Raw genomic sequence first — 26,819 nt, 5'->3', positions numbered from 1 at the left:
CCTACCGCAACGTCAGCGTCGCGACCGCCCCGCCGTCCTCCGCGTTGGAGAAGGACAGCCGCGCCCCCAGCACCTCCGCCTGCCCCACCGCGATGGTCAGCCCCAGCCCGTGGCCCCGGGCCCCGCCCTCCGTACGGAACCGCTGCGGCCCGTGCGAGACGAGGTACTCCGGGAACCCCTCCCCGTGGTCCCGCACGGTCACCACCGCCCCGTCGACCGTCACCGACACCGGCCCGTGGCCGTGCCGGTGCGCGTTGGCCACCAGATTGCCCAGCACCCGCTCCAGCCGCCGCCGATCCGTCTCCACGGCCAGATCCCGTACGACGACGACCTCGGTGTCGGTTCCGGACGCCCGCACCACCCGCTCGGCGACCGCGGCCAGGCGTTCCGTGGCCGGCTCCACCGTCTCCCGACCCGTGTCCAGCCGGGAGATCTCCAGTAGGTCCTCCGTCAGCGTCCGCAACGCGGCCACCCGGTCGCGCACCAGCTCGGTCGGCCGCCCCGGCGGCAACAACTCGGCCGCCGCGTGCAGCCCCGTCAACGGCGTGCGCAACTCGTGCGCCACATCCGCGGTGAACCGCTGCTCGCTCAGCAGCTTCCCCTGCAAGGACCCCGCCATGGTGTCCAGCGCGGCGGCCACCGCGGCCACCTCGTCCTGCGGCCGCGTCGCATCCTTCGTACGGGGATCGTCGACCCGCGCGTCGAGGTCGCCCGCGCTGATCCGCCGGGCCACCCGGGCGGTGGTGTGCAGCCGTTTCGTCACCCGGGTGACCGCGAACGCCCCCACCAGCAGCGTCGTCGTGATCGCCAGCGCCGAGGACCACAGGATCGCCCGGTCAAGGCCCGCGATCGTCCGCGCGCCCTGGGAGTAGTCGACCTCCACGGCCAGCGCCCGGTTCCCGTCCACCGGCCCCGCCGCCCACATGGCGGGGCGGCCGCGGTGCTCGCCGACCATCGTGCCGCGGTCACCGGCCAGCGCCAGGGTCCGCAGCGACGCCGGCAGGTCCGGCGGATCCACGCCCGCGTCCCACTCCAGCATTTCCCCGGCCTCGTACGCCTCGGTCGCCTCCCGCAGCCGGCTCAGCGCCAGGTCACGGGCCTCGCCGACGGTCTGGTTCGTCACCGAGACATGCACGAGGACACCGAGCAGCGCGGCCAGCGCGCAGCACATCACGGTGATGAACACGGCGGCCTTCACGGCGAGCGTGCCGGACCAGCGGGGCAGCGCGAGTCTCATCGCGCGCTCGCGGACGGGCTCGACGGGCTCGGCGGGCTGGACGGGCTGGACGGGTTGGACGGGCTGGGCGCCGGGCCCGGCGCGGCCCCGAGGGCGCGGCTGCCGGTGCGCAGCATCTCGTCGTGCGTGAGGAGCATCGACTTCTGCTGCGGGTCCCAGGTCCACTGGAGCCGGTACTCGTATCCGGCCACCTCGGACGGCGAACGGATGATCACCGACCGCCCGGCCAGCTCGACCCCGCTGACCGCGTCCTCCCAGCGCATGACCCGCACCAGCCGGTGCTTCTCCACGGTGTAGACGCGTACCGCGGTGACATGGCCGGGCAGCTGCCGGAAACCCAGCGTCAGGTCCTCGTGCCCGTCACCGGTCAGGTCGCGGTAGTACGGCCGCAGGACCGGGCACCTCTCGCCGGCCGCCCCCGACTTCCCGCAGTCGGCCATCCGGCGGGCCGTCTCGACGTAGTCCCCATTGGCGTAGGTGCCCGGATCCTCCTTGATCTCGGCGCGTACGAGCGCGACCGGGTCCACCGCGTGGATGTCGTCGCCGGGCACGGAGACACCCGCCACGACCTCCGAGTCCACCTCGCCGATCTCGAAGGCCGGGCTGGAGGCGGGCGTCAGCCGCGGCCACAGCCGGTCCGGGCTGATCGCGGTCGGCGTGGAGCCCGCGCCCACCAGGCCGCCCGCGTCGCCACAGCCCGCCGCCGCCGAGAGCAGCAGGGCGACGGCGACTACGGCGCGGGCCGTACGGGGGGCGCGGCGGGCGGGTGGCACGGTGCTCCTGGGGTCGGGGCCGTCCGGGGTGTCGATGCGGGGTGTCGGCCCCGTACACATTATTCGTACGGAAGTCCTTTTTGCCGTCCGGTGGGTCCGGGCGGCCCTACTCGGTCAGCTCCTCCAGCAGCCGGGCCGTGGACAGGCCGGCCCGCAGGTACTCGACGAACAGCTCGTTGTGCAGCGCCCACGGCGAGCGCCGGCCCCGGATCAGCCGGATCGCCGCGTCGGCCGTGTACCCCCTGCGGACCAGGGCGTGCGCGACGACCAGGCCCGAGCGGTTGTAGCCGTGGTAACAGCGGACGAGGACCTTGCGGCCCTCGTCCAGTGCGTCGCTCGCGGCCTGTGCCAGGCGCATCACGCCCGCGAGCTGGGTCCCGTCCAGCGGGCCGTCCGGGATCGGCCACACATGGTGCTCGACGCCGGGATCGGGACCGTGGCCCGGCAGCCTGAGCAGCGTCTGCACGACCTCGAACTCGTCCCGTACTACGGCGAACTCCCGTTGCCCGGAAAGGCCCCGGAACTCGTGTCCGCCCATCCACAGGCCGGGCACGATCTCGTCCCACGCCCGCTCCGGAGCCGGTACCTCGGGTTGCTTCCTGCGGGTCCGCAACAGCGCCTCCCCAAGCCCCTGCGCCAAGCCCTGCAACTCATTGCAACTCGCTGCGACTCACCCCAAAGGTAACCGGCTTCTTGCCTGCGCAGCACCCCGCCTGTTCCCATGGTCCATGGGGTGATGGCGCATGAGCGGACTGCGCGTGGTGCCGACCTGGCGCCATGGTCAGGAACGGCTGTACGTCTGCCTCACGGACGGCAGGAACATCGCCTGGTACGACCGTGAGGCGGCCCGGATCAATCTGCTGAGCGAGGACCGCCGAGAGGACGTGCTCGATGTCCTCGGGCCCTTCCTGACCGGCCGGGTGGCCGTGGGCCCGCCCCCGGTGCCGACGCCCGCCGAACTGGCCCGGCTCTCCCTCCACCCGGACGACGACCTCGCGCCCAACCGGCCCGGCGAGGCCCTCCATGTCGCCCTGGACCGGGACCCCGGGCCCGCGCGCCGGATCCGCCGCGATCCGCGTCGGCGCGCGCTGGAGGCCGAGCAGATCGTGGGCGAGGCGCTGGACCGCCTCGACGGCGCGGGCTGGCACACCCTGCACTCCGTCCCGCTCCCCGGCGGCGACCGGGTCCACCATCTGGCGATCGGACCCGCCGGACTGTTCGCCGTGCACACGCTGTACGTCCGCAAGCAACGGGTCACGATCGCCGACCCGATGGTCGCCCTCGGCCGCCGTGACCCCCAGCCGCTGCTGCGCCGCGTCCGCGCCGACGCCGACCGCGCCTCCTACGCCCTGACGGCCGAGGTCCACCCGGTGCTCGCCCTCGTCGGCGCCTCCGCCATCGCCGTCACCCTCCCGCCCCGCGAGGTCCGCGTCCTCAGCGACACGGACCTGGAAGGCCTCACCCGCCTCGGCGGCGTCCTCAAACCGGCGGACGTGGAGGCCCTGCACGCGATGGCGAGGGACCGGCATACGTGGGACAAGGTCTGAACACGTCCACCGCAGCCCACCCGGGGGCGCGGGGCGGGCGGGGCGTGAGCGCCGTGGGCTGGGCCGCCTGTCTGGGAGTGCGGGGAGAGCAGGGCATGAATACGTCGGCTGAGCCCACCCCGAGGCACCGGGACGGCAAGGCCTGAACACCGTCCACCGCAGCCCACCCGGGGGCGCGGGGCGGGCGGGGCGCGAGCGCCGTGGGCTGGGTCGCCTGTCTGGGAGTGCGGGGAGAGCAGGACATGAATACGTCGGCTGAGCCCACCCCGAGGCACCGGGACGGCAAGGCCTGAACACCGTCCACCGCAGCCCACCCGGGGGCGCGGGGAACTGCGCGACAAGCCCCCACCGCCCGCAGCCGCCCGACAGCCCGCCCCGGCACCCCCGCCGCGCGCCCTACGGCAACCGTGACGCCCGCTCACCGTCCAGCAACGGGGCCAGCAGATCGCCGTAGTCCTGCAGCCGAGGCCCCATGTCCCCGGCCTGGAAGGCCAGTCGGCCGGGCGCCGTGCACTCCTCGACCTCCGTCCAGGTCACCGGCGCCGACACCAGGGGGAGGGCCCGGGCCCGCAGCGTGTACGGCGTGGCCGTCGTCTTGCGGGCGGCGTTCTGGCTCCAGTCCACGAACACCTTCCCGGGGCGCAGACTGCGGGTCATCCGGTGCAGGGCCAGCCGCGGCATCGCCCGCTCCGCCTCCACGGCGAGCTGCTTGGCGTACTCCGACACCTGGTCGGACGACGCCCCCCGCACCGCCGCCAGCAGATGCAGTCCCTTCGACCCGGCGGTCTTCGGGTACGCCTCGATCCCGTCCGCCGCCAGCCGCTCCCTGAGCCACAGGGCGACCTCGCAGCACTCGACGATCGTCGCGGGGGAGCCCGGGTCCAGGTCGAGGACCAGGCGGTCGGCCTCCTCGGGGGCGTCGACCAGCCACTGGTGGGTGTGGAACTCCGTCACCAGGTTGGCCGCCCACATCAGGCTCGCCAGGTCCTGGACCAGGACCATCCGGGCCGGCCCCTCCGAGCGGGGGACCTCGGCCGTGGTGACCCAGTCGGGCGTACCCGGGGGGACGTTCTTGGTGAAGAAGACCTGGCCGTCGGGGCCGTCCGGGTAGCGCAGGAAGGAGACGGCACGGTCACGCAGATGGGGGAGGAGGACATCGGCGGCGGTGGCGTAGTAGTGCAGTACCTCGCCCTTGGTGAAGCCGGTGGCCGGATACAGCACCTTCTCCAGATTGCTGAGCGCGAGCCGTCGCCCCTCCACCTCTGTGATCGGCGTCATACGATGAGAATCTCACGCATACCTGATGAAACGGCATGAAACGGTGTAATACCGCAGAAAGGGTTCCGCTGGTGAGATCCATATGGAACGGCGCCATCTCGTTCGGCCTGGTCAGCATTCCGATCAAGCTGGTGAACGCCACCGAGAGCCACTCGATCTCCTTCCGCCAGATCCACACCGAGGACGGTGGCCGCATCCGCTACCGCAAGGTCTGCGAACTGGAGGACCGCGAAGTCACCCAGTCGGAGATCGGCAAGGGCTACGAGGACGCGGACGGCACGATCATCCCGATCACGGACGAGGACCTGTCCCATCTGCCGCTCCCGACGGCGAAGACGATCGAGATCGTGGCCTTCGTGCCGGGCGACCGGATCGACCCGCTCCAGATGGATGCCGCGTACTACCTCCAGGCAGGGGGCGCCCCTGCCGCCAAGCCGTACACCCTGCTCAGGGAGGCCTTGAAGCGCAGCAACAAGGTGGCCATCGCCAAGTACGCGCTGCGCGGCCGCGAACGCCTCGGCATGCTGCGGGTGGTCGAGGACGCCATCGCCCTGCACGGGCTGCTGTGGCCGGACGAGGTCCGCGCACCCGAGGGACTCGCCCCCGACACCAAGGTCACCGTCAGCGACAAGGAACTCGACCTCGCCGACGCCCTCATGGACACCCTCGGCGAGATCGACCTCGACGAACTCCACGACGAGTACCGCGAGGCCCTGGAGGAGGTCGTCGCCGCGAAGGCCGCCGGCGAGGCCCCGCCGGAGGCCCCCGAACCGGCCCGCAGCGGCAAGGTCCTCGACCTCATGGCCGCCCTGGAGAAGAGCGTGCGGGAGGCGAAGGAGTCGCGGGGCGAGGAGCCGGGGGAGGTCAGGCGCCTGCCGCAGCGCAAGTCGGCACGGGCGGCGCCGAAGCAGACGGGTGGCAAGAAGTCCACGGCGGCCACGAAGAAGACCGCGGCCGCCAAGAAGACGACGGCGAAGTCGTCACAGGGGACGAAGAAGACGGCGTCGGCGTCCGCGAAGAAGACGACGAGCGCGAAGACGACGAGCGCGAAGAAGACGGCGGCCAAGAAGACGACCGCCCGCAAACGGACCGCGTGACCTGCGCGCTGCCGAGGGCACCGCGCAGGCCGCGTCAGCGTGGGGGCGAGGTCAGTCGACGACCTTCGCGGACTCGATGATCACCGGCTGCGTCGGCACGTCACCGTGACCGCGGCTGCTGCCGGTCCGCACACCCTTGATCTGGTCGACGACGTCCTGGCCCTCGGCGACCTTGCCGAACACGGTGTAACCCCAGCCGTTCGGGGTCTTGGCCGTGAAGTTGAGGAACTCGTTGTCCGAGACGTTGACGAAGAACTGCGCGGTCGCCGAGTGCGGGTCGCTGGTGCGCGCCATCGCCACGGTGTACGCGGTGTTCTTCAGACCGTTGTCGGCCTCGTTCGGGACCGGCGCGAGGGTGGGCTTCTGCACCATGTCCGGAGTGAAGCCACCGCCCTGGACCATGAAGCCGTCGATCACCCGGTGGAAGATCGTGCCGTCGTAGTGCCCGTTGCCGACGTACTTCAGGAAGTTCTCGACGGTCTTGGGGGCCTCGGCGTCGGCGAGCTCGAGGACGATACGGCCGAAATTAGTGGTCAGCTCGACCCTGGACATGGGAATCGTCCCTTTCTGGTGGGGCATGACCGAAGCATCTTGTCACACGGCTGTGCGGGTACCGGGGGCGTTCCTCGTCTCCCGGGCCCGCCGACCGTCACGGGGCGGGCGAGGACAGGGGTGCGTCACCCGTGGAGATCCCGGAGGTGCCGGGCCTCGGCGTGGGCACGGTCGACGGTTCGGACGGGACGGCCGACGGCGACAGCGGGCCGCTGTCGGCGGGCGGGGGACTGCCCGCCGGGGCCAGCGGCACCGAGGAGCGGCCGGGGTCCGTACCGGGCAGCGCGGCCACGATCCCGGCCGTGAGGGCGGCAGCCACGAGTGCTCCCACGGCGCCCGAGACCGCCGTACGACGACGCCGGATCCGCCGACCGCCGACGACGGCCGCGTCGGTGACGCTGGGCAGGGCCGGCTCCCGAGAGCCGTCGAGGACGGCCTCGAAGGCGCTCCGCACGCGGGCACCCTCCCCGTACTCGCCCTCCCCGTACGTCTCCTCCCCGTACGCGTCCGAGTCGTACATCTCCCGCCTCACCTCCCGCCTCACCTCCCGCTCGTCTCGCCCGCCAGGCCCTCGACGAGCCCGCGCAGCCGGACCAGCCCGCGGGCGCTCTGGCTCTTGACCGTGCCCGGGGTCACGCGCAGCGCCTCGGCGGTCTGCTCCACACTCCAGTCCTCCCAGAACCGCAGTACCAGGACCGCCCGGTAGCGGGGCGGCAGTTCCATCAGCGCGGCCTGCATCACCAGCCGCAGTTCGGGTGTGTCCGGCGGCTCGGCGGACGCCGGCTCCGGAACCTCCTCCGTCGGCTCCTCCCGCCAACTCCGTTTGCGGTACTGGTCGATGAAGGCGCGGGTGAGGATCGTACGGGCGTAGGCCTCGACATTGCCGTCGCGGCGGATCCGGCCCCAGGAGGCGTACAGCTTCATCAACGTCGTCTGGGTGAGGTCCTGGGCCTGGTGCCAGTCCCCGCACAGCAGATACGCGCTGCGTCTGAGCTGCCCCTGCCGGGCCTCGGCGAACTCCCGGAACTCCCGCTCCCGGACTGCTTCCCGCACCCGCCCCGACCCTCCGCCGAACCCGTCACACCTGTCCTTCAGAGGTACGGCGAGACGCGCCGCGAGGTTGCACGCCCCCGCGAGAAAAGTTTCCGCCCCGGTCCGTGCAACCCGCCCCGGCCGTCGCCCCGTACTCCTCTCACGCAACCGACCCGACCACCGAGGAGCACCCTTGACGAATCGCCATGGCATCCGACCCACCCGCCGTCTGCTGATCGGCGTCCTCGCGGGAAGCGCCGTCGCCGTGGCGGGCTGGGCCGCGGTCGCGGGCGCCGCGACCGGCTCCGCCACGCCGACGGCCAGTTCGGCGCCTTCCACCGCCCCCTCGCCCGTCCCGTCCACGGCACCCTCGACGGTGCCTTCCGCGGTCCCGTCCCCCGTGGTGTCGGGGAGCCCGTCCGCGCCGAGCCCGGTCCCGTCCGCGCCGGCGACGGTGCCGAGTCCGGTGCCATCTGCCCCGGGGACCGCGCCGAGTCCGGCACCGACGGCGGTGCCGAGCGAGCGGCCCTCGACCGCCCCGAGCCCCGCCCCGAGCCCCGCCCCGGCGAAGCCCACCACCGCGCCGAGCCCGGTCCCGTCGGTCGCCGCGCGGCCGTCGAAGTAGGCCGGACAGAGACGCGCCGCCTGGGACGGGTGCGCGCCTGATCGGCCGTTGCGTTGTGGGGCGTGCCGTGGGTGGTCCCGGGGAGGGGGCTTGCGTACCCCGGCGTGGGGCGGTCGCTTTGCCGAGGGAGGTCGGCCGTGCAGGGACAGGTGCCGTTGACAGGGGCCGTTGGCTGTCCCGGGGGAACCGACCTCTGTGGCGAGTCGGCCGGGGTGGTCGCTCCCCGCCGTCACCGCGAGGCCGTCGAAGCAAGTCGGCCGGATGCGCCCCGCACGGGACGGCGCGCGAGCCACCGTCCCGTCGTCGCGCGGTCAACGTCCCTCAGACGCGTGCCGGTTGGGCCGCATCCCGCCGGAATGCCCACCGCATCTCCGGTTCCACCACGCACCGCAGGGCGCGCCGGACCGGTGGCGTGCACAGTGCGGTCACGACCCCGGCGGCGACGAGGGCGACCGCGCCCACGCCGAGCGGCCCGTGGACCCAGGCGGGCCCGAACCAGCCCCAGAACCGGGCGCCCTGGACGAGGAAACCGTGCAGCAGGTAGCCGTAGAGCGTCCCTGCGCCCAGCGCGGTGAACCAGGTCCGTCGTCCGGGGACGAGTGCGAGGAAGCACCCGACCAAGGCGAGCGAGCATCCGAAGGCGACCAGCGTCATCACCGGCCCCGACCAGGCGGGCGCGCCCAACTCCTGGGCGCTGTCCCGGTGGTAGAGCCACGCCGCGCTCATCCGCGGCACCACCCAGTAGGCCGCCACGAGCGCGCCCGCGAACACCGGCCCGGCGAGCAGCCGAACCGCCCGCCGACGGACCAGCAGGAAGTGCTCGGGCCTGAGCGACAGCCCCAGCACGAAGTACGGCAGGAACTGCAGCACCCGCTGCAGATCGAGGTCGTCACCGATGGAGGGCGTGACCGTCGCGAGCATCGCCACGGCGAGGGCGACCGGCACCGGATGACGCATCCGCATCCAGAGGGGGGTGCTCAGCCGCCACACGAACAACGCCACCAGGAACCACGTCAGGTACAGCGGATCCAGCAGACTCACCGGCCGGTCCGGCACCTGGTCCGTCCACCGCGTGAAGAAGGTGTACGCCGTCTCGAACACGACGTACGGCACGACGAGTCCGGTCACCAGCCGCCGCAACCGCCCCGGACTCGCGTCGAAGTTCCGCGAGAAGTAGCCGGAGACGACGATGAACGCCGGCATGTGAAAGGCGTATACGACCAGGTACAGCGCGGACACCGCCCGACTCCCGTCCCGCAACGGCTCCCACGCATGCCCCACGGCGACCAGCACGATCGCGAGGTACTTGGCGTTGTCGAAGAACGCGTCACGCCCCGGGGGACGCTGCGCTGCGGGCCTTTCCCGAGGGGCCACGGTGACAGGTTGCTCGTGCATCCGGGGCGCCTCACCACTCCGGAAGCACCCCAAACTCCGAACCTGTGTGCTGGCTGTACCCCAGCCGCCATCGGACCACCTGGCTCAGCCCAGATTTCGGGCGGAAGGATCAGATTTTGATGACGGTGGCGTGCCCACCGCACAGCGCCGTGAGGTCCTCCGGATCGGAGGTCAGGATGGTCACGGGGCCGGGGGCGTTGAGGGCGGTGGCCCCGAGCATGGCGTCGATGGCGTGCTTGTGGCCGTGCAGGCCGGCGTCGGCAAGGAGTGCGGCGGCGTGGCGGGCGATGGGCTCGGTGACCGGCTCGATGACCAGGCGGGACAGGGTCCACTCCAGGGCCGGGCGGTTGATCCGAGCGTGGACCACCTCGACGAGGGTGGCTGCGGAGGTGATGACGCGCAGGTCGTCGGCGCGGGCCAGGGCGAGCCAGCCGGTGACCGTGCGGTCGCGAAGGACGGCCTTGGCCAGTCCCTCGCTGTCCAGGACCAGCGTGCCGCCGGGCGCGGCGGGGGATCGGGTCACGCGGCGCTCGAGCCGCCTGTCTGTTGCCGACGGGCCTGGTGGAGCTGGTCGCGCAGCGCCTGGATCTCCTCGTCCGTCACGGGCCCGTGCTCGGCCTCGGCGACCTGGATGATTTCGTTGAGGTTGTCCCGCTCGATCTGGCGGGCTACGGCGGCAGCCACGTAAGCAGACAGGCCGGAAGGGCCACTGCGGGCCTTGGCGGCCTCAGCGATGTCCCGAGGCATGGTGATCGAGTACTTACCGGTAGGCTCACCCATGCTACTCATCCTACCGCCGATCCTCCCTTTATGCCTTACTGGAGTGAGCCGGCTGACCGGCCCGGTCGGGACCAGTCGGCCTTCACTCCTCACGGCGGTTTCGTACGTGCGGTCCGTGCACCGCAATCGCGGTCGTCGCCTGGTCGCCTTCTTCGGCTGCCAGCTCCACGCCGCAAGGAGGTCAGCGGAAGCGGCCGGGTTGCGAGTGAAGGACTGCTACGTGCCTGAGACGGGCTGGGGGACCGTCACACTTCGGGAAACCCGCCCGGTGTTCGGCAAGAAGGGGACCGATTCGGGGCAGCGCCACGACAAGCGGGGGCTCAAGTCGCGTGAGATCAACGCCCACCGGCCTGTGCCCATACCGCCGCTCCTGGTCGCGATGCTCCGTGAGCACGTCGAGGAGTTCGGTACGGCCAAGGACGGCAGTCTCTTCGCCAACGAGCGCGGTGGCGTGCTGGGCGCGTCCAGCTACTGGCGGGTGTGGCAGGAAGCAAGACCGATCGCGCTCCCACCGGACGAGACGGATCCCTGCTCGCGCACAGGCCCTACGACCTTCGGCACACCTGCATCACGAACTGGTTGAACGCTGGAGTCCCAGTGGCCGAGGTCGCCCGTCGTGCGGGCAACTCCCCGGAGGTCATCCACGGCCGCTACGAGGGCTGCATCGACGGCCATGAGGAGCTGAACAACAAGAAGACCGAAGAGGCTATGGGCTGGGGTTGGCCTCGGGCTTTCACGAGTAGTGCCGTCTACCGCTTTATCAGAGGTGCGAGGAGCGCTCCTGACCTGCACAGATGGGACCTGTGGAGGGTCCTGGACGTTGCTGCGGAGCGCACGTCTCGGATGAAGAGTGCTGACCTGTATCTGCAGGTCGCGTCCGGCGCGACGGCCGTGGGATCAGACGGGTGACCAGTGAGAATGAGGATTGCTGAGGTCTTGTTCCCGCCACCGCCGGAGGCACTTTCCAGGTGGAGAAGCGCATCGGGCTCTGTCCGCGTGTCCGCGTGTCCGTGCGGAGGGCGGTCGCGGCGTGGGTTCGCAGGCCGGTGCGGTGCTCGACCTGCTGGCCTGGATGCCCATACTCGCCCTGACCGGCCAAGCCCGGCGCCGGGAGCCCCGCCGCCTGCGGCTTCGGCTGTTCTCCACCGCCGCCCAGCTCGTCACCCCCGGCCGCCGCCGCTACCTCCGCCTGGCCAGGCACTGGCCCTGGACTGACGTGATCAACCAGGCCCTGGACCGGCTCCAGCCCCTACCGAACCTCGGCTGACCAGTACCTTGCCGCCCCTGCGAGCAGCACCAGCCCACCGAAGCCGTGGAACCCGGCGCACACCCGACGCGACAGCCGGGCACTCAACCTGCCCAGACTCCGGAATTCGTTACCAACACTCGCCACAAAGGGTCCGTCAGCAAGCTGACGGACCCTCATGCAAGCTCGAGGCTAGCCGTGTGCTCATGCCGTTGACCATACGGACCAACGCGGCGAGCGGAGAGCTCCGATCCTGGGCAGATTAAGAACATGACTGACAGCGATGAGGGAGCGACTACGTCCAGGAGAAATGTTCTCGACGCTGTCCACAAGTGGGCTGCCACTGCCGCCGCTGTCGTCGCCCTAGCTCTTTCCGCCTATAACTTCGCGGACCTCCAGGAGCAGCCTCAAGTAGATGTGACACTTCCTCATCTCTTGCGCATCGGGCTGGATGGCATGGACGCTCATTTTTATGTTCAGCCGACAGTGTCTTCCAGGATCAAGACTCAGGATGTCGACGTCATCCGAGACGCACATCTCCAATTGACTCCCAGCGGTTCGATTTCTTCATCGAAGAGGCCGAAATTCTATTGGAAAGAAGTCGGTGTTTGGGATTTTGACCCGGTCAAAGAATTTATCTCGTATCGATGGTCTGCCGATCCGGCGCCGTTCATCGTGAGCCAGGACAAGCCTCAGCAGCCGACATTCTTGTTCCAAGCTGACAGGTGGGGCTTTCGGCCTGGACGGTATGAGGGATCGCTTCGATTGAGCCGGACGGCGGAACACAGTCCGCTGACCAAGAATTTCTGCCTGATCATGTCAGAGAGAGCTGTCAAGGAAATCCAGGGGGGAGCTGCTGATCGATCGATCTACTTTTTTCGTAACGATCTTCCTAAGTTCGCGTCCAATAGGTATTCGGGCTGCTATGTGAGGGAAACGGACTAAGACCCCTGACTGGCCCGCAGTTGCGACATTTCGTTGGAAGACCCCATGGCACGTTAAAGTGTCGCTCTGTTCGAGCACCCCGCATGTCACTCATTACGGAACTCAGAGCGTCGATCAGTCTGAATCCTCCAGCGGCTAAAGCCGCACACCCCCCTCGTTCATCGCGTAGTCCCCATCGCGGTTGGTGGGACCTGAGGGGGCTGAGGTTTACTGACTGGCTCACCTCTGGAAGAGCTGCACAATAGCCAAGATCAGTGTGGGGACAGCGAGCACCGATGCAAGTATGGTGCTTCTAGCCACCGCCGCGCTACTGGGAGTCCATGACCGCCATCGGGTGAGGATCGTTGTGCGTCTGATTTGAATTCTGATCTCGTCGTAGGTCAAAAGAAGTTCGGTCCAAGCCTCTACTAAAACCCCGGCAAGTACGCCGTAGAGCCATGGAGTGTATGCCTTTGACTCGGATTCGAGCAGTATGGAAAAAGTAAGGATAAGGAGTGCGATATACCACAAGGTTTTCCACTTTGAGATGCCGCTCTTGTAGCGCCATCCCGATTTCGCCATCTCAGTCAGATGACGTCGAATCTCCCGCGCAATCCTATCGGCGATTGCGCTGTCAGGGTGGCTGACAGACCAGAGGGCCACGCCCTTGGTCCCGTACGGGAAAATGCCTAAGCGCATCTTCAGGCGGCTGGGGCTTTCGCCGAAAGTTAGCTGGGCATGGGTTCGTTCGGTAGTGGAAGATTTGATGGTGACCTGCAGGTTATAGATATCGCGTATAGCGGGGTCGAGTTCGCTGACCAGATCATCCATGCTTGGGGCCTGCGTGAAGGAGGTTCGGCCGAGCGTCGAGTACTCGACCTCTACCGTCTCCCCAAAACGTGACGCGACCTCGTCAATTAGTTCTTTGATCTTGTCGGGGGTTGGCTTGACGCCGAAGTGGTCTCCGCGCCTCAACTCACGCCGCATGGCGGCACTTTATCGGACCAGCGTCTGCGGGCACACTGACGGCGATCAGGGGCCGGCTGTTCCGACTCCGAACTAGAAGGTTGGCCTTGACTCATGCCACGCCATGCGGCTGACGAGTGTCGCGGAAGCGTCTCGCGTGTATCGCAGATGGTGCGCGAACAGTGAGAGAGGGCGGGAGTCAGTGAGACTGACTCCCGCCCTCTTCTGCCGGCATCCGCACTGGTCAGAGCATGATTCTTGCTGGCTGACTGGCGAGTGCCCCCGGCAGGATTCGAACCTGCGCACACGGCTCCGGAGGCCGTTGCTCTATCCCCTGAGCTACGGGGGCGTGTCGGTCGGAGTTGGTGGCTCGCGGCGACGGGTAGAACACTACCAGCTCCGTCGGGGTGATCCGGAACGGGTTTCGGGCCGTGCCTCGGCGGCGTGGGTCCCCCGCGCGGGGTGGAAGTGGGGAAAACCCGGACGCGGTGGCCGGTCCGCACCTACTCTCGAGTTGTGCCAGGCGCGTCGGGTCGGGTGCTTGTTGTGGACGACAACAAGGTCATCCGGCAGCTGATCAGGGTCAATCTCGAGCTGGAGGGTCTCGAGGTCGTGACCGCGGCCGATGGTGCCGAGTGTCTGGATGTCGTTCATCAGGTGCGCCCCGATGTCGTGACCCTCGATGTGGTCATGCCCCGGCTGGACGGGCTGCGGACCGCCGCACAGCTGCGTTCCGACCCCCGGACCGCTCACCTTCCTCTCGCCATCGTCAGCGCCTGTACGCAGCACGAGGTCGACAGCGGTCTCGACGCCGGTGTCGACGCCTTCCTCGCCAAGCCCTTCGAGCCCGCCGAACTAGTACGGCTCGTACGGCAGTTGGTGGAGCAGAGCCGGGAGCGGCGGCGGGCGGACGAGGGGGACGCCCCGCTGGTCGGCGGTGTACTCGGGGGTGGAGAAGCCGAGCGGGCCGGTCGCGCCGGCGGCTGAACCTCACGAGACGCGGTCTCGCAGTGGCAGTGGCAGTGGCAGTGACATCCGGGTCCTCGCGAGCCGCGCCTGCCCGCCCCCGTCCGCGCCCCATGGCGACGGCCACGGTCACGGCCCGCATCCTGCAGCCCAGCCCCCTATGCCCCACCCGGTCCGACCACCGACCGTCCATCCCCCGTCCCACATCCCGGACCCCGCCCAAACCCGCTCGCCCTCCCACCCCCCTCCTCCCCTACGCTTGTCCCGTGACCCCCGTCGAGCTCTCCCGTACCGTGCTGCGCGCGGTGCGTCGTGCTGTCGATGGCGGGGAGCTGGACGTGGTCGTGCCGGGTCAGGTCAAGGTCGTGCCCCCGGGGCCCGGTGGGTGTGGTGACTACGCCACCAACGTCGCCCTCCAGCTGGCCCGGCCGGCCGGGCAGCCCCCGTTGCGGGTGGCCGAGATTCTCCGGCAGCGGCTCGTGCAGAGCGACGGCATCGGTGACGTCGTCGTCACCGGGCCCGGCTTCCTCAACATCAGCCTGCGGGGGAGCGGCGACGCCCTCGTGCGGGAGATCCTGCGACTCGGACTGCGGTACGGCCATGCGGAGCGGCCCACCGGGCAGCTCGTACAACTGCACGCACCCCACGAGGTCCGCGCCGTCGTCGTGATGGATGCCGTCGCCCGCATCCTCCGCTCCCAGGGAGCCCTCGTCCGCACCAGTTGTATCGCTCGCCCGGAGCCGGCCTGGACGGACGTCCTCGGCGTCGAGGTCGATGCATACGGCACCCCCGAGGCCCCCGCCCCCCTCGACACCAACGTACGACCCGTACCGGCCGGCCTCGGAACCCTTGACCCCGCAGACCCCGCAGACCCCGCCGACCCCGCCGACCCCATCCCCCTCGGCCGGGACGCCGCCCGCTGGGCGCTTCTTCACCCCGCCCCTCACGACCGGCCCCGCATCACCGCCGACCACCTGGTCCAGCGGGAGAGCAACCCTCTCTTCCGGGTCCGTTACGCCCACGCCCGCACCCGGGCTCTCAGCCGCAACGCCGCCGACCTGGGCTTCCACGCCGAGCCCGGTGACGTGCACCCACGGGGGGACACAGAGGCGGCCGTACCGGAGACCGGCGTACGGGAGACCGACGTACAGGAGACGGTCGTAGCGGAAACCGCCGTAGCGGAAACCGTCGTACCCGACACGACAACCCTGCGGAACGTCCTCGCCGATCACCCCCGTGTCCTCCAGGCCGCCGCCGTGCACCATGCCCCCGATCGCCTGGCCCGGCATCTCGTCACCGTCGCCGATGCCGTTCTCCCCTTTCTCGCAGTCGTCCTTCCGCGTGGTGCGGAGAAACCCTCGGCCGCCCACCGTGCCCGGCTCGCGCTCGCCGAAGCCGCCGGGGCGGTGCTCGCCGGTGGCCTGACCCTGCTCGGCATCGGCGCACCCGATCACCTCTGAGACAGCGAACAGAGAGCCAGTCAAGAAAATGAGCCGTTCCGCACATCCCGCCGGGCCCCGGCACGCCGACGTCCTTCCCGAGGGTCACTACTCCGGGCCGCCCGCCGACCTCAACACCCTCGACCCCAAGGTGTGGGCCCAGACGGTCGGCCGTGACGAGAACGGGGTCGTCACCGTCGGCGGCATCGACGTCAAGACCCTCGCCGAGGAGCACGGCACCCCCGCCTACGTCGTCGACGAGGCCGACTTCCGGGCCCGGGCGCGGGCCTGGCGCACCGCCTTCGGCCACGACGCCGACGTCTTCTACGCCGGCAAGGCGTTCCTGTCGCGAGCCGTCGTGCGCTGGCTGCACGAGGAAGGGCTCAACCTGGACGTGTGCTCCGGGGGCGAGCTCGCCACCGCCCTGTCCGCCGGCATGCCCGCCGACCGCATCGCCTTCCACGGCAACAACAAGTCGACGCAGGAGATCACCCGGGCCGTCGAGAGCGGGGTGGGACGCATCGTCCTCGACTCGTTCCAGGAGATCGTCCGGGTCGCGCACATCGCGCAGAGCCTGGGGAAGCGGCAAAGGGTCCAGATCCGGATCACCGTCGGCGTCGAGGCGCACACCCACGAGTTCATCGCCACCGCCCACGAGGACCAGAAGTTCGGCATTCCGCTGGCCGGCGGACAGGCCGCCGAGGCGGTGCGGCGGGCGCTGAAGCTCGACGGCATCGAGCTGATCGGCATCCACTCCCACATCGGGTCGCAGATCTTCGACATGTCCGGCTTCGAGGTCGCGGCACACCGCGTGGTCGGGCTGCTCAAGGACGTCCGTGACGAGCACGGTGTCGAGCTTCCCGAGATCGACCTCGGGGGCGGGCTGGGAATCGCGTACACCAGCGACGACGACCCCCGCGAGCCGCACGAGATCGCCAAGGCGCTCACCGAGATCGTGACGAGGGAGTGCGAGGCGGCCAGGCTGCGGACCCCGAGGATCTCCGTCGAGCCGGGGCGCGCCATCGTCGGTCCGACCGCCTTCACGCTCTACGAGGTCGGCACCATCAAGCCCCTCGACGGGCTGCGCACCTACGTCTCCGTCGACGGCGGGATGTCGGACAACATCCGCACCGCGCTCTACGACGCCGAGTACACCGTCGCCCTCGTGTCCAGGACCAGCGACGCCGAACCCATGCTCGCGCGGGTCGTCGGCAAGCACTGCGAGAGCGGGGACATCGTGGTCAAGGACGCGTTCCTGCCGGCCGACCTGGCACCGGGTGACCTCATCGCCGTACCGGCCACGGGCGCCTACTGCCGTTCCATGGCGAGCAACTACAACCACGTGCTGCGCCCGCCGGTCGTCGCCGTCCATGACGGGGAGTCCCGGGTCATCGTCCGCCGGGAGACGGAGGAGGACCTTCTGCGGCTCGACGTCGGATAAACCCCCGCCAGACCCCGCAGACCAGGAACGAGACCAGGAACGAGACCAGGAACGGAAGATCTACGGTCTTTCACCCCCGGACAAATGAAATAGATGTCTCATAATCCGGACGAGGGGCAGAAACTCCCGTCCGGTGAGTGAGACTGGACCCACCGTAGACGGTATGAGGAAACGAGGTCGGATGATGCGTACGCGTCCGCTGAAGGTGGCGCTGCTGGGCTGTGGAGTGGTCGGCTCAGAGGTGGCGCGCATCATGACGACGCACGCCGCCGACCTCGCCGCCCGCATCGGGGCCCCCGTGGAGCTCGCGGGGGTCGCGGTACGGCGTCCCTCAAAGGTCCGTGAGGGCATTCCGCAGGAACTCGTCACCACCGACGCCACCGCCCTCGTCAAACGCGGGGACATCGACGTGGTCGTGGAGGTCATCGGGGGGATCGAGCCCGCCCGTTCCCTCATCACCACCGCCTTCGAGCACGGGGCGTCGGTCGTGTCCGCGAACAAGGCGCTGCTCGCCCAGGACGGTGCCGCCCTGCACGCGGCGGCCGGACAGCACGGCAAGGACCTCTACTACGAGGCCGCCGTCGCCGGTGCCATCCCGCTGATCCGCCCGCTGCGCGAGTCCCTGGCCGGTGACAAGGTCAACCGGGTGCTGGGGATCGTCAACGGCACGACCAACTTCATCCTCGACAAGATGGACAGCACGGGGGCGGGATATCAGGAGGCCCTCGACGAGGCCACCGCCCTCGGGTACGCCGAGGCCGACCCGACCGCCGACGTCGAAGGCTTCGACGCCGCCGCCAAGGCCGCGATCCTCGCCGGGATCGCCTTCCACACGCGCGTGCGGCTCGACGACGTCTACCGCGAGGGCATGACCGAGGTCACCGCCTCCGACTTCGCCTCCGCGAAGAACATGGGCTGCACCATCAAGCTGCTCGCCATCTGCGAGCGGGCCGAGGACGGGCGGTCCGTCACCGCGCGCGTGCACCCCGCGATGATCCCGCTGACGCACCCGCTCGCCTCCGTCCGCGGCGCCTACAACGCCGTGTTCGTCGAGTCCGACGCCTCCGGCCAGCTGATGTTCTACGGCCCGGGCGCGGGCGGTGCCCCCACCGCCTCCGCCGTCCTCGGCGACCTCGTCGCCGTCTGCCGCAACCGGCTCAGCGGCACGACCGGGCCCGGTGAGTCCGCGTACGCCGCCCTGACCGTCTCGGGCATGGGCGAGGTCGTCACGCGCTACCACATCAGCCTGGACGTGGCCGACAAACCGGGTGTTCTCGCCCAGGTTGCCACCGTGTTCGCCGAGCACGGGGTGTCCATCGATACCGTTCGGCAGCAGGGGAAGGACGGCGAGGCGTCTCTCGTCGTCGTCACGCACCGCGCGTCGGACGCCGCCCTGGGCGGGACCGTCGAGGCGTTGCGCAAGCTCGACACCGTGCGGGGTGTCGCCAGCATCATGCGGGTTGAAGGAGAGTAACGAGCAATGACCCACCAGTGGCGCGGAATCATCGAGGAGTACCGGGACCGGCTGCCCGTCTCCGACACCACGCCGGTCGTGACGCTCCGCGAGGGCGGCACGCCCCTCGTGCCCGCGCAGGTGCTCTCCGAGCGCACCGGGTGCGAGGTCCACCTCAAGGTGGAGGGCGCCAATCCCACCGGGTCCTTCAAGGACCGCGGTATGACCATGGCCATCACACGGGCCAAGGAGGAGGGCGCGAAGGCGGTCATCTGCGCCTCCACCGGCAACACGTCGGCGAGCGCCGCCGCCTACGCCGTACGCGCGGGCATGGTCTCCGCCGTGCTGGTGCCGCGCGGCAAGATCGCGCTCGGCAAGATGGGGCAGGCCCTCATCCATGGCGCGAAGATCCTCCAGGTCGACGGGAACTTCGACGACTGCCTCACCCTGGCGCGCGCGCTGAGCGACAACTACCCGGTGGCGCTGGTCAATTCGGTCAACCCGGTACGCATCGAGGGTCAGAAGACCGCCGCCTTCGAGATCGTCGACATGCTCGGCGACGCGCCCGACATCCACGTCCTCCCGGTCGGCAACGCCGGCAACATCACGGCGTACTGGAAGGGCTACAAGGAGTACGCCGCCGACGCGGTGGCCGCCAAGACGCCCCGTATGTGGGGCTTCCAGGCCTCCGGCAGTGCCCCGATCGTGCGCGGCGAGGTCGTCAAGGACCCGTCGACCATCGCCACCGCCATCCGTATCGGCAACCCCGCCTCCTGGCAGTACGCCCTCGCGGCGAAGGAGGAGTCCGGCGGGTTCATCGACGAGGTGACGGACCGTGAGATCCTGCGCGCCTACCGCCTGTTGGCCGCCCAGGAGGGTGTCTTCGTGGAGCCCGCCTCCGCCGCCTCCGTGGCCGGTCTGCTGAAGGCCGCCGAGCAGGGCAAGGTCGACCCGGGCCAGCGGATCGTGTGCACCGTCACCGGCAACGGCCTCAAGGACCCCGACTGGGCCGTCGCGGGCGCCCCGCAGCCGGTCACCGTCCCGGTCGACGCGGCCACGGCGGCCGAGCGCCTCGGGCTCGCCTGAGCAGGGAATCCCCGCGAGGGGTGCACAGGGGGCTTACGACACGCATCGTGCGCCTCCTGTGCGCCCTATGTCGCCACAGAACCTTCCTTCGATAGGCTGTACCGAACCCGCCCGCTGCATATGCCCTCGCGTACAGCGGGGTGCCACGTCGTCTCCGCGGCCAGCAGGGTCTTCGTACGTCATCGAATGTCATTCGACAATCACGCAGCTCAAGGAGAGTCATCGAGAGATGGCCGGTCCCGCATTCCGCGCCGCCGCCGTCCGGGTGCGCGTCCCCGCCACCAGCGCCAACCTCGGCCCGGGCTTCGACGCCCTGGGCCTCTCGCTGGGGCTCTACGACGACGTCGTCGTCCGGGTGGCCGACTCAGGGCTGCACATCGACATCGCGGGAGAGGGCAGCGAGACGCTCCCGCGGGACGAGAACCACCTGCTCGTACGCTCCCTGCGCACCGCCTTCGACCTGCTGGGCGGCCAGCCGCGCGGCCTGGAGATCGTCTGCGCCAACCGCATCCCGCACGGCCGGGGCCTCGGTTCCTCCTCGGCCGCCATCTGCGCCGGAATCGTCGCCGCGCGCGCCGTGACCATAGGCGGCGAGGCCCGGCTCGACGACACCGCGCTCCTGGAGCTCGCCACCGAGATCGAGGGTCACCCCGACAACGTGGCCCCGTGTCTGCTCGGCGGCTTCACCATCGCCTGGATGGAGGCCGGTGCCGCCCGGGCGATCAGGCTGGAGCCCGCCGATTCCATCGTTCCGGTGGTTTTCGTGCCCGGAAAGCCCGTCCTGACCGAGACCGCGCGCGGACTGCTCCCGCGCACCGTGCCGCACGTCGACGCCGCCGCCAACGCGGGCCGTGCCGCGCTGCTCGTCGAGGCCCTCACCAGGCGCCCCGAGCTGCTGCTGCCGGCCACCGAGGACCGTCTCCACCAGGAGTACCGCGCTCCCGCCATGCCGGAGAGCGCCGCACTGGTGGAGCGGCTGCGGGCCGACGGAGTCCCGGCAGTCATCTCGGGGGCGGGGCCCACGGTGCTCGCGCTCGTCGACGCGGACAGCGCCGACAAGGTGGCCCATCTGGCGGGCGAGGGCTGGGCCGCCAACCGGCTGGAACTCGACGCCCAGGGGGCCTGCGTGCTCCCGCTCGCGGCCGCCAGTGACATCTGAGATCCGGCGTGTGCCGGATTTCGAGAGGGGGAATGTTTGTTGGATCCGGTAGTGTTAATCTCAAGTCTGCACCCGACCCCACCATGGCGAGGTGCTTCACGTCCCCGTCCGGGACAGACATTCTTCCGGGAGCCTCCCAAGCCGCACTGCGTTCCGTACGACGTACCAGGGCAGTACCTCGTACGCGGGCACTGAGCGACTTGCCGGGCACGCTCCGGAACCGGTGTGACCAAGCCACGTGACACGGACACTCAGTGCCACGGCTCTCGGAAGCGCCGTCACCACATTCCTCCGCCGCTTAGGCGGACCACCGCCCCGGCACGGTCCACAAGGATGGGACCGCCGTCGGACAGCACAAACGGTCGCCGAGCCAGACAGGCCGACGTCCGCTCCAGGGAAGGACCCTTCGTGAGCGACACCACCGATCTGATGGGCGCACGTGTCGAGGAGACCGCTGCCGCGCCCTCCACGGACGCCTCCGCGCCTGCCACCGGTGCCGGCTCCCGGCGGCGCCGCGGTACCGGCCTCGACGGCATGGTGCTGGCCGAGCTGCAGCAGGTCGCATCCGGCCTCGGTATCAAGGGCACCGCGCGTATGCGCAAGAGCCAGCTGATCGAGGTCATCAAGGAAGCGCAGGCCGGGGGAGGTGCCGCGGCTCCCAAGGCTGCATCCTCGCCCGCCGGCGACGCCGCCGAGACCAAGCCGAAGCGCCGCGCCACCTCCAAGGCTCGTACGGGCGACGCCGCCGAGAAGAAGGCGGAGGCGAAGACCGAGGCCCCCGCCGAGAAGGCCGTGGCCCAGCAGCAGATCGAGATCCCGGGCCAGCCGGCCGCCGAGCGCGCGGGGGACGACGCTCCCGCCGAGCGCCGTCGCCGCCGTGCCACCGCCGAGGCCGGCGCCCCCTCGGGCAGCCCCGAGACCGTCGTGGCCGAGGCGAAGAGCGAGCCCAAGGCCGAGACTCCCGCACAGCAGCCGCAGGGCGACGCCGGTGACGGCGACGGCCGTGGCCGCCGCGACCGCCGTGACCGCGGCCGTGACCGCGGTGAGCGTGGCGACCGCGGGGACCGCGCGGACCGCGGTGAGCGTCGCAAGAGCGACGACCAGCAGGGCCAGGGCGGTCAGCGCCAGCAGCAGAACCAGCAGCAGGGCGGCGGCCGCCAGGACCGCCAGGACCGTCAGCGGGACAACGGCCCCCAGGACGACGACGACTTCGAGGGCGGTCGCCGCGGCCGGCGCGGTCGCTACCGGGACCGCCGTGGCCGTCGTGGCCGTGACGAGATGGGCGCCCCCGAGCCGCAGATCAACGAGGACGACGTCCTGATCCCGGTCGCGGGCATCCTGGACATCCTCGACAACTACGCCTTCATCCGTACGTCGGGCTACCTGCCGGGCCCCAACGACGTGTACGTCTCCCTCGCCCAGGTCCGCAAGAACGGCCTGCGCAAGGGCGACCACATCACCGGCGCGGTCCGTCAGCCCAAGGAAGGCGAGCGGCGCGAGAAGTTCAACGCGCTGGTGCGCCTGGACTCCGTCAACGGCATGGCGCCCGAACACGGCCGCGGCCGCCCGGAGTTCAACAAGCTCACCCCGCTGTACCCGCAGGACCGCCTCCGCCTGGAGACGGACCCCGGCGTCCTGACTACCCGCATCATCGACCTCGTCGCGCCGATCGGTAAGGGCCAGCGCGGTCTGATCGTGGCCCCGCCGAAGACCGGCAAGACCATGATCATGCAGGCGATCGCCAACGCGATCACGCACAACAACCCCGAGTGCCACCTGATGGTCGTCCTGGTCGACGAGCGTCCGGAAGAGGTCACCGACATGCAGCGGTCGGTGAAGGGCGAGGTCATCTCCTCGACCTTCGACCGCCCGGCCGAGGACCACACCACGGTCGCCGAGCTCGCCATCGAGCGTGCGAAGCGTCTGGTGGAGCTGGGCCACGACGTGGTCGTGCTGCTCGACTCGATCACGCGTCTGGGCCGTGCCTACAACCTGGCCGCGCCCGCCTCCGGCCGCATCCTGTCCGGTGGTGTCGACTCGACCGCCCTGTACCCGCCGAAGCGCTTCTTCGGTGCGGCCCGCAACATCGAGGACGGCGGCTCGCTGACCATCCTCGCCACCGCCCTGGTGGACACCGGGTCCCGCATGGACGAGGTCATCTTCGAGGAGTTCAAGGGCACCGGCAACGCCGAGCTCAAGCTCGACCGGAAGCTCGCCGACAAGCGGATCTTCCCGGCGGTGGACGTGGACGCGTCCGGTACCCGCAAGGAAGAGATCCTGCTCGCTCCCGACGAGCTCGGGATCGTCTGGAAGCTGCGCCGGGTGCTGCACGCCCTCGACCAGCAGCAGGCGGTCGAGCTGCTTCTCGACAAGATGAAGCAGACGAAGTCGAACGCCGAGTTCCTGATGCAGATCCAGAAGACGACGCCGACGCCCGGCAACGGCGACTGACGTCAAGCGTTCGGAAAGAGGACCGCCCCCCGACCACGGGGGGCGGTCCTCTTTGGTTTAAGATCGCTCTCTTCGGTCGAATTTTCGATCTCTGAACTTCTGATCCCTTGGGGGGACTTGCATGGGTATACCCATGTCCGGAGGCGCCGGCCGGCACAGACGGCGTGCGTGGATCGCTCTGCCCGTCGCCGTGGCTGCCGCGCTGCTGGCCACATCGGCGAACGCGGCCACCGTCGTGCCCGAGCCGCAGGCACCGGCCCCGGCCGCCGCCACCGCCTCCACGCCGTCGCAGGCCGAACTGGAGCGGCGGATCGCCGGTGCCGTCGCGGCGGAGGACACCTCCCGCACGATGACCCGGTCGCCGATGAGCGGGGGCAAGGTCGACTCCACCGTCTCGCCGATGATCATCGGCGGTACGACGACCACCATCACCTCGGCCCCGTGGATGGCCCAGCTCTGGTACACCGACGACCAGGGCACCACGGACACCAGCGACGACACCGGGTTCTTCTGCGGCGGCGCGGTCGTCGCGCCGACGAAGATCCTCACCGCCGCGCACTGCGTCAAGGGCGCGAACTGGGCCAAGGGCGGCGCCGTGGTGACCGGTGCCACGCAGCTGCCCTCCGACGACGGTGACCTGCACGGCGGTACCGCCACGGCCGTACTGCGGCAGTGGTACCACCCGTCGTACAACGCGGACACCATCGACAACGACATCGCGGTCCTGACCCTGGCGGCCCCCGTCAAGGCCACCCCGATCCGCATGACGACGGCCACCGACACCGCCTCGTACGACCCCGCCACGACCGGTGCCAAGACCGCCAAGGTCTACGGCTGGGGCCGTACCAGCTCCACCAGCGACGACATCTCCGAGACGCTGAAGACGGCCACGCTGCCCATCAAGTCGGACACGACCTGCGCCGCGGCCTACGGCTCCTGGTTCATCAAGGGGCACATGACCTGCGCGGGCCCGGCCGCCAGCGGCAGCGACTCCGGTACGACCGCCATCTGCAGCGGTGACTCCGGTGGCCCCCTCGTCGTGAACGGGCGGATCGTCGGCGTCGTCTCCTGGAACGTCACGGACTGCGTGGCCAAGGGCGCCTACAGCGTCTTCACCAAGGTCAGCAAGTACGTCGGTGCCGCCTACCCGCGCGTCGACGACACCAACCTGAGCTTCGACCACAAGGCCGACCTGTGGGTGCGCAACTCCTCCAGCAAGGTCGGCTACGAGCAGGACTCCAAGGGCACCACCTTCGCCGCTCGGCAGTCCTGGGGCGACTGGAACGGCGTGAACCTCGTCCGGCAGACCGACCTCAACCGGGACGGCTTCCAGGACCTGCTCTACCGCGTCTCCGCCACCGGTGACGTGTACTGGCTGCGGTTCGTCCCGTCGTCCACCGGCGGTGCCTGGGCCGCCCCGAAGAAGGTCTTCACCGACTGGCGGACCCGCACCCGGATCGTCACCCCCGGCGACGTGACCGGCGACTACAAGCCCGACCTGCTCTCCGTGGACTCCGCGGGCGTCCTGTGGATCTACCCGGGCAAGGGCGACGGCAGCTTCGCGGCCCGGGTCAGGGTCGGCGGCGGCTGGAGCCAGTACAACCAGCTGCTCGGCCACGGCGACTTCACCGGCGACGGCAAGGCGGACGTGCTCGCCCGCAACAAGAGCACCGGCGACCTCTACCTGTACAAGGGCACCGGCACCTCCGGCACGGGCGTCTTCGCGGCCCGGGTCAAGGTGCGCACGAACTGGAGCGGCTACAACGCCTTCGACGCCGTCGGTGACATCACCGGCGACGGCAAGGCCGACCTGCTGGCCCGCACCCCGGGCGGCACGCTCTACCTGTACAAGGGCACCGGCAAGGGGACCAGCGAGATCTTTGCCACAAGGACCACTGCGGGGACCGGTTTCCAGCAGTACGACATCTTTGGCTGAAACCGCTGGTGAGCAGGGCTCGCTCTGCTTCTCCTGTCACGTGCTGTGACCACTGCTTCACGTGGTGGTCACAGCACGTTGTGCAACCCTTTCTCGAGTTTCGCCGTCTGACCAGGCGGAGCGACGATGGTGCGGTACGGGTCTTCCACGACCACGTCTGACCCTGAAAGCAGGGGGTAACCGACCGGACGAGATTCGAGGAGCACATGTCAGCCGAGAGCACGCCGAATCCCCGAATACCGGGGGGCAAGGGAAGCCGCCGCAAACCCCGCAGCAGGGGCCGCAAGGGCCTGCTGGTCATGGCGTGGGTCGCCGCGGGGATCGTCGTGGTGGGCGGCACCGGGGCCGGCTACGTGTACTTCAAGCTCAACGGCAACATCAAGAGCGTCGACATCGACCAGGTGCTCGGCAGCGCCCGGCCCTCGAAGGTCGACAACGGCTCCGAGAACATCCTCGTCCTGGGTTCGGACACCCGCTCCGGCTCCAACAAGGAGCTCGGCGGCGGCACCGACGACGGCAGCGCACGCTCCGACACCGCGATGATCATCCACGTGTACGAGGGCCACAAGAAGGCCGCCGTGGTCTCCATCCCGCGCGACACCCTGATCGACCGCCCGGAGTGCACCGACACCGACGGCAAGGAGCACGACGCCGCCTCGGACGTGATGTTCAACTCCGCGTACACGACCGGCGGTGCGGCCTGCGCGGTGAAGACGGTCGAGTCCATGACCGACATCCGCATGGACCACTACCTGGAGGTCGACTTCAGCGGCTTCGAGAAGCTGGTCGACGAACTCGGCGGGGTCACGGTCACCACGACCAAGGCCATCAAGGACACCGACAGCCACCTGGACCTCAAGGCCGGCACGCACGAGCTCACCGGCGCCCAGGCCCTCGGTCTCGTCCGCACCCGGCACGGCGTGGGCGACGGCAGCGACCTCGGCCGTATCCAGCTCCAGCAGGCCTTCATCAAGGCACTGGTCAAGCAGGTCAAGAGCGTCGGCGTGCTGACCAGCCCGAAGAAGCTGTACGACCTCGCCGACACCGCCACCAAGGCCGTCACCACCGACTCCGACCTCGGCTCGGTCAACTCCCTGGTCTCCTTCGCGGGCGGCCTCAAGGGCATCAGCCCCTCCGGCATGACCATGGTCACCATGCCGGTCCGGTACGACCCGGCGAACCCCAACCGCGTGATCGTGCAGGAAGCCAAGGCCAAGCAGATCTGGACGGCCCTGGAGAACGACCGGGCGATCCCGAAGTCGGCCACCGAGGGCACCGCGACGGGCCAGGCCAAGGGCGTCGTCACCTCGTAGCGGGCCGTCTGCCGGGGGCTGGGGAATAGATCGCGGCGACCCCTCGTTTTGGGGGATGCGGCCAGTCCTGGCAGACTGGTACGTCGGTCCCGGTTCACGCCCCCGCAATCCGCGATGGCGACC

Annotated in this window: 24 protein-coding genes, 1 tRNA gene and 2 pseudogenes; 15 read left to right on the top strand and 12 right to left on the bottom strand. The window is 69.8% G+C overall.

Annotated elements, in window-relative coordinates:
* Position 1 precedes the first annotated feature (1 nt).
* From D1369_RS13010 to D1369_RS13000, 3 genes are all read right to left on the bottom strand, one after another.
* Positions 2 to 1,237, bottom strand: a complete 1,236-nt coding sequence (locus tag D1369_RS13010) for a HAMP domain-containing sensor histidine kinase (protein WP_007384686.1) — start codon at positions 1,235 to 1,237, stop codon at positions 2 to 4.
* A complete protein-coding gene (locus D1369_RS13005) occupies positions 1,234 to 2,010 on the bottom strand; it encodes a hypothetical protein (protein WP_050789914.1) in 777 nt (258 codons plus the stop codon). The genes D1369_RS13010 and D1369_RS13005 overlap by 4 nt, the downstream gene beginning before the upstream one ends.
* A 106-nt stretch (positions 2,011 to 2,116) precedes the next feature.
* On the bottom strand, positions 2,117 to 2,623 hold the full coding sequence (locus D1369_RS13000) for a dual specificity protein phosphatase family protein (protein ID WP_007384688.1): 507 nt from the start codon (positions 2,621 to 2,623) through the stop codon (positions 2,117 to 2,119).
* Between the two features lie 130 nt (positions 2,624 to 2,753).
* On the opposite strand from D1369_RS13000, the gene D1369_RS12995 reads away from it, so the two are divergent.
* The gene (locus D1369_RS12995) at positions 2,754 to 3,557 is read left to right on the top strand and encodes a nuclease-related domain-containing protein (protein WP_007384689.1); all 804 of its coding nucleotides are present in this window, start codon (positions 2,754 to 2,756) and stop codon (positions 3,555 to 3,557) included.
* 396 nt (positions 3,558 to 3,953) lie between these two features.
* On the opposite strand, the gene ligD is transcribed toward D1369_RS12995, so the two are convergent.
* Positions 3,954 to 4,835 (bottom strand): non-homologous end-joining DNA ligase, encoded by an 882-nt coding sequence (gene ligD / locus D1369_RS12990; RefSeq protein WP_007384690.1) that lies wholly within the window; start codon positions 4,833 to 4,835, stop codon positions 3,954 to 3,956.
* A 71-nt stretch (positions 4,836 to 4,906) separates the two neighbouring features.
* Here ligD and D1369_RS12985 point away from each other — a divergent pair, with 71 nt between their 5' ends.
* Complete coding sequence (locus D1369_RS12985; protein WP_037901424.1) at positions 4,907 to 5,932, top strand: Ku protein; 1,026 nt, start codon at positions 4,907 to 4,909, stop codon at positions 5,930 to 5,932.
* A gap of 51 nt (positions 5,933 to 5,983) precedes the next feature.
* Here the strand turns inward: D1369_RS12985 and D1369_RS12980 are convergent, their stop codons facing one another.
* The 3 genes from D1369_RS12980 to D1369_RS12970 form a co-directional block, all read right to left on the bottom strand.
* A complete protein-coding gene (locus tag D1369_RS12980; protein ID WP_346268176.1) occupies positions 5,984 to 6,490 on the bottom strand; it encodes a peptidylprolyl isomerase in 507 nt (168 codons plus the stop codon).
* A 91-nt stretch (positions 6,491 to 6,581) separates the two neighbouring features.
* A complete protein-coding gene (locus D1369_RS12975) occupies positions 6,582 to 7,004 on the bottom strand; it encodes a hypothetical protein (protein WP_007384693.1) in 423 nt (140 codons plus the stop codon).
* Between the two features lie 20 nt (positions 7,005 to 7,024).
* Positions 7,025 to 7,537: a SigE family RNA polymerase sigma factor gene (locus D1369_RS12970; protein WP_037903645.1), complete on the bottom strand. Its 513-nt coding sequence runs from the start codon at positions 7,535 to 7,537 to the stop codon at positions 7,025 to 7,027.
* Positions 7,538 to 7,709: 172 nt separating this feature from the next.
* Here D1369_RS12970 and D1369_RS42880 point away from each other — a divergent pair, with 172 nt between their 5' ends.
* Positions 7,710 to 8,141: a hypothetical protein gene (locus D1369_RS42880; protein ID WP_162951012.1), complete on the top strand. Its 432-nt coding sequence runs from the start codon at positions 7,710 to 7,712 to the stop codon at positions 8,139 to 8,141.
* A gap of 321 nt (positions 8,142 to 8,462) precedes the next feature.
* Here D1369_RS42880 and D1369_RS12965 read toward each other — a convergent pair whose 3' ends face one another.
* From D1369_RS12965 to D1369_RS12955, 3 genes are all read right to left on the bottom strand, one after another.
* Positions 8,463 to 9,536, bottom strand: coding sequence for an acyltransferase family protein (locus tag D1369_RS12965; RefSeq protein WP_037901425.1), 1,074 nt, complete (start codon positions 9,534 to 9,536; stop codon positions 8,463 to 8,465).
* Between the two features lie 109 nt (positions 9,537 to 9,645).
* Entirely contained in the window at positions 9,646 to 10,059 is a 414-nt protein-coding gene (locus tag D1369_RS12960; RefSeq protein WP_007384696.1) for a PIN domain-containing protein, read from the bottom strand.
* Positions 10,056 to 10,316: a CopG family transcriptional regulator gene (locus D1369_RS12955; RefSeq protein ID WP_037901426.1), complete on the bottom strand. Its 261-nt coding sequence runs from the start codon at positions 10,314 to 10,316 to the stop codon at positions 10,056 to 10,058. The genes D1369_RS12960 and D1369_RS12955 overlap by 4 nt, the downstream gene beginning before the upstream one ends.
* 85 nt (positions 10,317 to 10,401) lie before the next feature.
* Here D1369_RS12955 and D1369_RS43420 point away from each other — a divergent pair.
* From D1369_RS43420 to D1369_RS12940, 3 genes and pseudogenes are all read left to right on the top strand, one after another.
* Positions 10,402 to 11,033: pseudogene (locus D1369_RS43420) on the top strand (site-specific integrase); the annotation flags it as partial.
* A gap of 337 nt (positions 11,034 to 11,370) precedes the next feature.
* A pseudogene (locus D1369_RS12945) lies at positions 11,371 to 11,583 on the top strand (transposase); the annotation flags it as partial.
* A gap of 249 nt (positions 11,584 to 11,832) precedes the next feature.
* Positions 11,833 to 12,507 (top strand): hypothetical protein, encoded by a 675-nt coding sequence (locus D1369_RS12940; RefSeq protein ID WP_007384701.1) that lies wholly within the window; start codon positions 11,833 to 11,835, stop codon positions 12,505 to 12,507.
* A 219-nt stretch (positions 12,508 to 12,726) separates the two neighbouring features.
* Here the strand turns inward: D1369_RS12940 and D1369_RS12935 are convergent, their stop codons facing one another.
* Entirely contained in the window at positions 12,727 to 13,473 is a 747-nt protein-coding gene (locus D1369_RS12935) for a hypothetical protein (RefSeq protein ID WP_007384702.1), read from the bottom strand.
* Between the two features lie 256 nt (positions 13,474 to 13,729).
* Positions 13,730 to 13,801: transfer RNA gene (locus tag D1369_RS12930), tRNA-Arg, on the bottom strand.
* A gap of 197 nt (positions 13,802 to 13,998) precedes the next feature.
* Between D1369_RS12930 and D1369_RS12925 the strand changes: the two genes are divergently transcribed.
* The 9 genes from D1369_RS12925 to D1369_RS12885 all read left to right on the top strand — a co-directional run bounded on the left by D1369_RS12925 (position 13,999) and on the right by D1369_RS12885 (position 26,696).
* The gene (locus D1369_RS12925; protein ID WP_037901427.1) at positions 13,999 to 14,439 is read left to right on the top strand and encodes a response regulator; all 441 of its coding nucleotides are present in this window, start codon (positions 13,999 to 14,001) and stop codon (positions 14,437 to 14,439) included.
* Positions 14,440 to 14,684: 245 nt separating this feature from the next.
* Positions 14,685 to 15,878: an ArgS-related anticodon-binding protein NrtL gene (gene nrtL, locus D1369_RS12920; protein ID WP_007384704.1), complete on the top strand. Its 1,194-nt coding sequence runs from the start codon at positions 14,685 to 14,687 to the stop codon at positions 15,876 to 15,878.
* 28 nt (positions 15,879 to 15,906) lie between these two features.
* On the top strand, positions 15,907 to 17,298 hold the full coding sequence (gene lysA, locus D1369_RS12915) for a diaminopimelate decarboxylase (protein ID WP_007384705.1): 1,392 nt from the start codon (positions 15,907 to 15,909) through the stop codon (positions 17,296 to 17,298).
* A gap of 181 nt (positions 17,299 to 17,479) precedes the next feature.
* Positions 17,480 to 18,772 (top strand): homoserine dehydrogenase, encoded by a 1,293-nt coding sequence (locus tag D1369_RS12910; RefSeq protein ID WP_037901428.1) that lies wholly within the window; start codon positions 17,480 to 17,482, stop codon positions 18,770 to 18,772.
* A 6-nt stretch (positions 18,773 to 18,778) separates the two neighbouring features.
* Positions 18,779 to 19,837, top strand: a complete 1,059-nt coding sequence (gene thrC, locus D1369_RS12905) for a threonine synthase (protein WP_007384707.1) — start codon at positions 18,779 to 18,781, stop codon at positions 19,835 to 19,837.
* A gap of 229 nt (positions 19,838 to 20,066) precedes the next feature.
* On the top strand, positions 20,067 to 20,996 hold the full coding sequence (gene thrB, locus D1369_RS12900; RefSeq protein ID WP_007384708.1) for a homoserine kinase: 930 nt from the start codon (positions 20,067 to 20,069) through the stop codon (positions 20,994 to 20,996).
* A gap of 408 nt (positions 20,997 to 21,404) precedes the next feature.
* The gene (gene rho, locus D1369_RS12895; protein WP_007384709.1) at positions 21,405 to 23,447 is read left to right on the top strand and encodes a transcription termination factor Rho; all 2,043 of its coding nucleotides are present in this window, start codon (positions 21,405 to 21,407) and stop codon (positions 23,445 to 23,447) included.
* Positions 23,448 to 23,580: 133 nt separating this feature from the next.
* Positions 23,581 to 25,383: a trypsin-like serine protease gene (locus D1369_RS12890; RefSeq protein WP_037901430.1), complete on the top strand. Its 1,803-nt coding sequence runs from the start codon at positions 23,581 to 23,583 to the stop codon at positions 25,381 to 25,383.
* A 206-nt stretch (positions 25,384 to 25,589) separates the two neighbouring features.
* Positions 25,590 to 26,696: an LCP family protein gene (locus D1369_RS12885; RefSeq protein WP_007384711.1), complete on the top strand. Its 1,107-nt coding sequence runs from the start codon at positions 25,590 to 25,592 to the stop codon at positions 26,694 to 26,696.
* Positions 26,697 to 26,819: the final 123 nt, after the last annotated feature.

Origin of the sequence: Streptomyces sp. CC0208 (genome assembly GCF_003443735.1) — a bacterium.
GTDB classification, from domain to species: domain Bacteria; phylum Actinomycetota; class Actinomycetes; order Streptomycetales; family Streptomycetaceae; genus Streptomyces; species Streptomyces sviceus.
This window is presented reverse-complemented; position numbering and strand designations above follow the sequence as displayed.

Bases quoted from the DNA above. Each gene is read 5' to 3' on its own strand.
- D1369_RS13010 (WP_007384686.1), bottom strand. From the start codon at position 1,237: ATGAGACTCGCGCTGCCCCGCTGGTCCGGCACGCTCGCCGTGAAGGCC.
- D1369_RS12995 (WP_007384689.1), top strand. From the start codon at position 2,754: ATGAGCGGACTGCGCGTGGTGCCGACCTGGCGCCATGGTCAGGAACGG.
- ligD (WP_007384690.1), bottom strand. From the start codon at position 4,835: ATGACGCCGATCACAGAGGTGGAGGGGCGACGGCTCGCGCTCAGCAAT.
- D1369_RS12975 (WP_007384693.1), bottom strand. From the start codon at position 7,004: ATGTACGACTCGGACGCGTACGGGGAGGAGACGTACGGGGAGGGCGAG.
- D1369_RS12965 (WP_037901425.1), bottom strand. From the start codon at position 9,536: ATGCACGAGCAACCTGTCACCGTGGCCCCTCGGGAAAGGCCCGCAGCG.
- D1369_RS12955 (WP_037901426.1), bottom strand. From the start codon at position 10,316: ATGGGTGAGCCTACCGGTAAGTACTCGATCACCATGCCTCGGGACATC.
- D1369_RS12940 (WP_007384701.1), top strand. From the start codon at position 11,833: ATGACTGACAGCGATGAGGGAGCGACTACGTCCAGGAGAAATGTTCTC.
- D1369_RS12935 (WP_007384702.1), bottom strand. From the start codon at position 13,473: ATGCGGCGTGAGTTGAGGCGCGGAGACCACTTCGGCGTCAAGCCAACC.
- lysA (WP_007384705.1), top strand. From the start codon at position 15,907: ATGAGCCGTTCCGCACATCCCGCCGGGCCCCGGCACGCCGACGTCCTT.
- D1369_RS12910 (WP_037901428.1), top strand. From the start codon at position 17,480: ATGATGCGTACGCGTCCGCTGAAGGTGGCGCTGCTGGGCTGTGGAGTG.
- thrC (WP_007384707.1), top strand. From the start codon at position 18,779: ATGACCCACCAGTGGCGCGGAATCATCGAGGAGTACCGGGACCGGCTG.
- thrB (WP_007384708.1), top strand. From the start codon at position 20,067: ATGGCCGGTCCCGCATTCCGCGCCGCCGCCGTCCGGGTGCGCGTCCCC.
- D1369_RS12890 (WP_037901430.1), top strand. From the start codon at position 23,581: ATGTCCGGAGGCGCCGGCCGGCACAGACGGCGTGCGTGGATCGCTCTG.
- D1369_RS12885 (WP_007384711.1), top strand. From the start codon at position 25,590: ATGTCAGCCGAGAGCACGCCGAATCCCCGAATACCGGGGGGCAAGGGA.